The organism is Pseudomonas sp. P5_B2, assembly GCF_056400445.1.
Map to the genome: position 1 here is coordinate 1 of NZ_JBFULH010000384.1, position 3,906 is coordinate 3,906.

Genomic DNA, 3,906 nt, shown 5'->3' on the forward strand with positions numbered 1-3,906 from the left:
AACATCAATGTGACTGACCCACCGCATTCGCGAGCAAGCCCGCTCCCACAGGGTTCGGGGGTGACTTGAGAATGTGTCAGGCGCTGGTAGCCATGGCATGCCGGCGATGGTGAACTTCAAGCTGATCCTTGATCACCCGCAACACCTTGGCCTCGTGCTCATGGATAAAGAAGTGACCACCACTGAGCATGTCCACGGAAAAACTGCCGTGGGTTTCCTTGCTCCAGCCGAGCAATTGCTCGGTGGTAGCGCGATCAGACTTGCCGCCGAGCACATGCACCGGGCACTTGAGCAACGGACGCTGCTGCGGCTCGAAGCGCCCGCACAGCAGAAAATCCGCGCGCAGGACCGGCAGCGTCAGGCTCATCAGCTCTGCGTTGGCCAGCACTTCTTCGCTGGTGCCGTTGAGCGTGCGCAGTTGCTTGATCAGTTCGGCATCAGTTTTCGGTTCGGCGAAACCGCGATCATATTCAGCGCGCATCGTCGGCGCTGCGGTGCCTGAAGCGAACAGCGCCACCGGCTCCGGGCAGCCCAGCGAGCGCAACGCATGGGCCATTTCACAGGCGAGCAAGGCGCCCAGGCTATGGCCGAATATCGCGTAAGGGGTTTTAAGCGTGGCAATTTGTTCCTGCGCGAGTTGCAGCGCCAGGCGCCGCATGTCGGTGTGCAACGGCTCGCCAAACCGCGCGCCACGGCCGGGCAATTCGACCGGTCGCAGCGTGAGCCACTCTGGCAGTTTGCGCCGCCAGCGGCTGTAAACCATGGCGCTCGCGCCTGAATAGGGCAGGCACAGCAATGTCAGCTGGGTCACCGGGGCTTACCTCGAAAAGTTGTCTGTCAAGAGAACGGATGAGGCACGTTTTGAATTAGTCAGAGATCTAATGTGGGAGCGGGCTTGCTCGCGAATGCGGTTGAACATTCAGCAAGGATGTTGACGGTCCCTCCGTATTCGCGAGCAAGCCCGCACACACATTGGTTCTTTATTTCAGGTGGCGATAGCTTTGGACGGCGGAAGTGAGGACGACGAGGCCGGCCGCAATCGCCAGCCAAAACCCGCTTCGCGCTCCAAATGCATCGATCAGCCACCCCGAACCGGCCGCGCCAATCGCCACACCGATGCTCAATCCGGTGACCAGCCAGGTCAGGCCTTCGGTCAGCTTTGCCGGTGGCACGATGCGCTCCACCAGGGCCATGGCGACGATCAAGGTCGGCGCAAAAAACAGCCCGGCGACGAATACCGCCAACGATAATCCAAGAATATTGGTCGCCAGCAGCAACGGCAGCGTCGTCACCGCCGTCGCCACCCCGCCGTATAAGAACAATCGCGGCAACGGCATTTTCGAGCGCAATGCCCCAAACGCCAGCCCGGCCATGCATGAACCCATCGCATACACCGACAACACAATACTCGCCGCCGCCGGTTGGCCCTGCTGCTGGGCGAACGCCACGCTGACCACATCGACTACGCCAACGATGATGCCCATGGCGACCATCAACAGCATCAGCAACTGAATCTCTGCGGAACGAATGATCGAGCCTTGGTGCTGCTCTTCATGCGGATGAATCGCTGGCTCGGTGTCACGTTGCAGAACAAACGCCGTGACGCCGATTGCCAGCATCAACAAGGCCGCCAGCGGCCCGGCCTCGGGGAACGCCACCACGCACAAGCCCACCGACAACGGTGGCCCGACAATAAAGCTGACCTCGTCCAGCACCGACTCCAGCGCATAGGCAGTTTGCAGTTCAGGCTGGCCGCGATAGACCTCGGTCCAGCGCGCCCGGACCATCGCCGACATGCTCGGCATGCAACCGGCCAGCGCTGCGAACACAAACAGCGTCCAGTTCGGCGCCTGCAACCGAGTGCAGAGCAACACCATCAACAACGCTCCTCCACCGATCAGTGCTGACAAGGGCAAGATCCGGCGCTGTCCAAAACGGTCCACCAGCCGCGAGACCTGCGGCGCACAAAACGCCGTGGCCAGGGCAAACGTCGCTGCCACTGCACCCGCCAGTCCATAGCCACCCTGCAATTGTGAGAGCATGGTGATCAGGCCGATGCCGGTCATGGAAATCGGCATGCGCGCGATCATCCCGGCCAGCACGAAAGCTCTGCTGCCGGGGGCTTTGAACAGGTCGCGGTAAAGGTTTGCCATGGGGTCAGGTCTCAGCCAGGGCGTGCAAGTTGCCATAAGACTGATCCAGAGAACAGCCCGGATTTATTGGCTGAATGGGAGCGTCACGCAACCCCACGGCAATCGGTGGGCACCTAGGATCACCTTGTACAAAACACTTAGGTCGGCACACCCTCTGATACTTTAACGAGACAATGAAATCGGTCTAATAGAAATTTGGCAGGGGGCAAATGCCTTGACTAGATTTCAGTTCATACATGTACACGTCTGAATTTCCCTACGTAGTCTGGTGGTCATGAGTAAAGGTCCGGTAGCGAAGACACAATGGAGTCTGGCGATGGACGAACTACTGATTCTGGTCGACCGACACGATCGGAAAAAAGGCACCGCCGAGAAGTTACAGGCCCATCAACAGGGCCTCTTGCACCGCGCCTTCTCAATCTTCATTTTTGATCGCGACGGGCGCCTGCTGCTGCAACAGCGTGCTCTGGGCAAATATCATTCCCAAGGTCTGTGGAGCAACACTTGCTGCGGTCATCCCCGCCCGGGAGAACGGACCGCTGCCGCAGCGAAACGCCGCTTGTTCGAAGAAATGGGCATCACCTGTCAGCTGCGTAAAGTCTTCACCCTTCTCTACCGTGAACCGGTTTCAAATCAGCTCATCGAGTACGAATACGGCCACATATTCGTCGGCGTCAGCGATTGCGACCCCGTCGCCAATCCCGAAGAAGCCAATGACTGGCAATGGCAACCATTGTCCGAGCTTCCCACACGCATTGCCGCCGCACCGGAGTCCTTCACTATCTGGTTCCGCCGATTGCTCGATGCCTGTGGACGCACAGGGCTAAACGCCTGGAAAGAACAAGCGCTAACCGGCCGGCAAGCCGTGGGCGTATCGAAAACGAGACCTGATCATGGATGACAGCCTGCGCCGCCGACCTACGTCTCGATACTCGGATTGAAGCGTTCGACAGCGTCCGGCTGTTCTGAACACATTGTTGCTCGCTATGTTTGTTCACACCTTCGAATCCGCAGAGAGCGTGTTGTTGTGGTACAGGCGACTGGAAAACAGCTGAACGTCATGAACTGTCAAGGTCAACTCTGAACTCCCACCAGCATCCGCTAGTCATCTGTTGAGGGCCTCACTTCAAGGCGCATGCCAATCTCCCTTCGACCTATCCGGAGTTTCACGGCAATGGCTGATCTTCTTCCCGAACGACAAAGCGCCATCGACGCCCACGGCATCATCGGCGACATGCGCAGCGCGGCACTGGYGAATGACAAGGGCAGTGTGGACTTTTTCTGCTGGCCAGAATTCGACAGCCCGTCGATTTTCTGTTCACTGCTGGATACGCCCGAGGCTGGCATTTTCCAACTCTCCCCGGACTTGCCCGATGCTCGCCGTGAACAGATTTACCTGCCGGACACAAACGTGCTGCAAACCCGTTGGCTCAGTGATCGCGCTGTGGTCGAGGTGACTGACCTGTTGCCCATCGGCGACAGCGAGGACAATCTGCCGCTGCTGATGCGAAGGGTTCACGTGGTCAGTGGTGAAGCGACGTTTCACATGCGTTGTGCCGTGCGTCATGACTACGCTCGCGCCAAGACTCGCGCGCAGATGGATAAAACAGACGTGACGTTCGTGGCCGACGATCAGCTGCCGATGCGCCTGTCGTCGGATCAGGCGTTGCGGGTTGATGGCAATGCTGCAATCGCCGAATTCACCCTGAAACAGGATCAGAGCGCACAATTCCTGCTCGGTGGACTCGACGAC

General features: G+C 58.8%; 4 protein-coding genes. 2 read left to right on the forward strand and 2 right to left on the reverse strand.

Annotated elements, in window-relative coordinates:
* Window positions 1-76: 76 nt before the first annotated feature.
* Together AC1DRJ_RS20925 and AC1DRJ_RS20930 are read right to left on the reverse strand one after the other, a co-directional pair.
* Window positions 77-811, reverse strand: a complete 735-nt coding sequence (locus tag AC1DRJ_RS20925; RefSeq protein ID WP_477803818.1) for a thioesterase II family protein — start codon at window positions 809-811, stop codon at window positions 77-79.
* Window positions 812-980: 169 nt separating this feature from the next.
* The gene (locus tag AC1DRJ_RS20930) at window positions 981-2,153 is read right to left on the reverse strand and encodes an MFS transporter (RefSeq protein WP_477803819.1); all 1,173 of its coding nucleotides are present in this window, start codon (window positions 2,151-2,153) and stop codon (window positions 981-983) included.
* A gap of 316 nt (window positions 2,154-2,469) precedes the next feature.
* Here AC1DRJ_RS20930 and idi point away from each other — a divergent pair, with 316 nt between their 5' ends.
* Window positions 2,470-3,054 carry an isopentenyl-diphosphate Delta-isomerase gene (gene idi, locus AC1DRJ_RS20935; RefSeq protein WP_477803820.1) on the forward strand — a complete coding sequence of 195 codons (585 nt, stop codon included), beginning with the start codon at window positions 2,470-2,472 and terminating at the stop codon, window positions 3,052-3,054.
* Between the two features lie 273 nt (window positions 3,055-3,327).
* On the forward strand, window positions 3,328-3,906 hold a 579-nt coding region (locus tag AC1DRJ_RS20940; protein WP_477803821.1), incomplete at its 3' end, for a trehalase-like domain-containing protein.

What these genes read in the sequence shown, in the direction of transcription:
- AC1DRJ_RS20930 (WP_477803819.1), bottom strand. Translation starts at nt 2,153, where the DNA reads ATGGCAAACCTTTACCGCGACCTGTTCAAAGCCCCCGGCAGCAGAGCT.
- idi (WP_477803820.1), top strand. Translation starts at nt 2,470, where the DNA reads ATGGACGAACTACTGATTCTGGTCGACCGACACGATCGGAAAAAAGGC.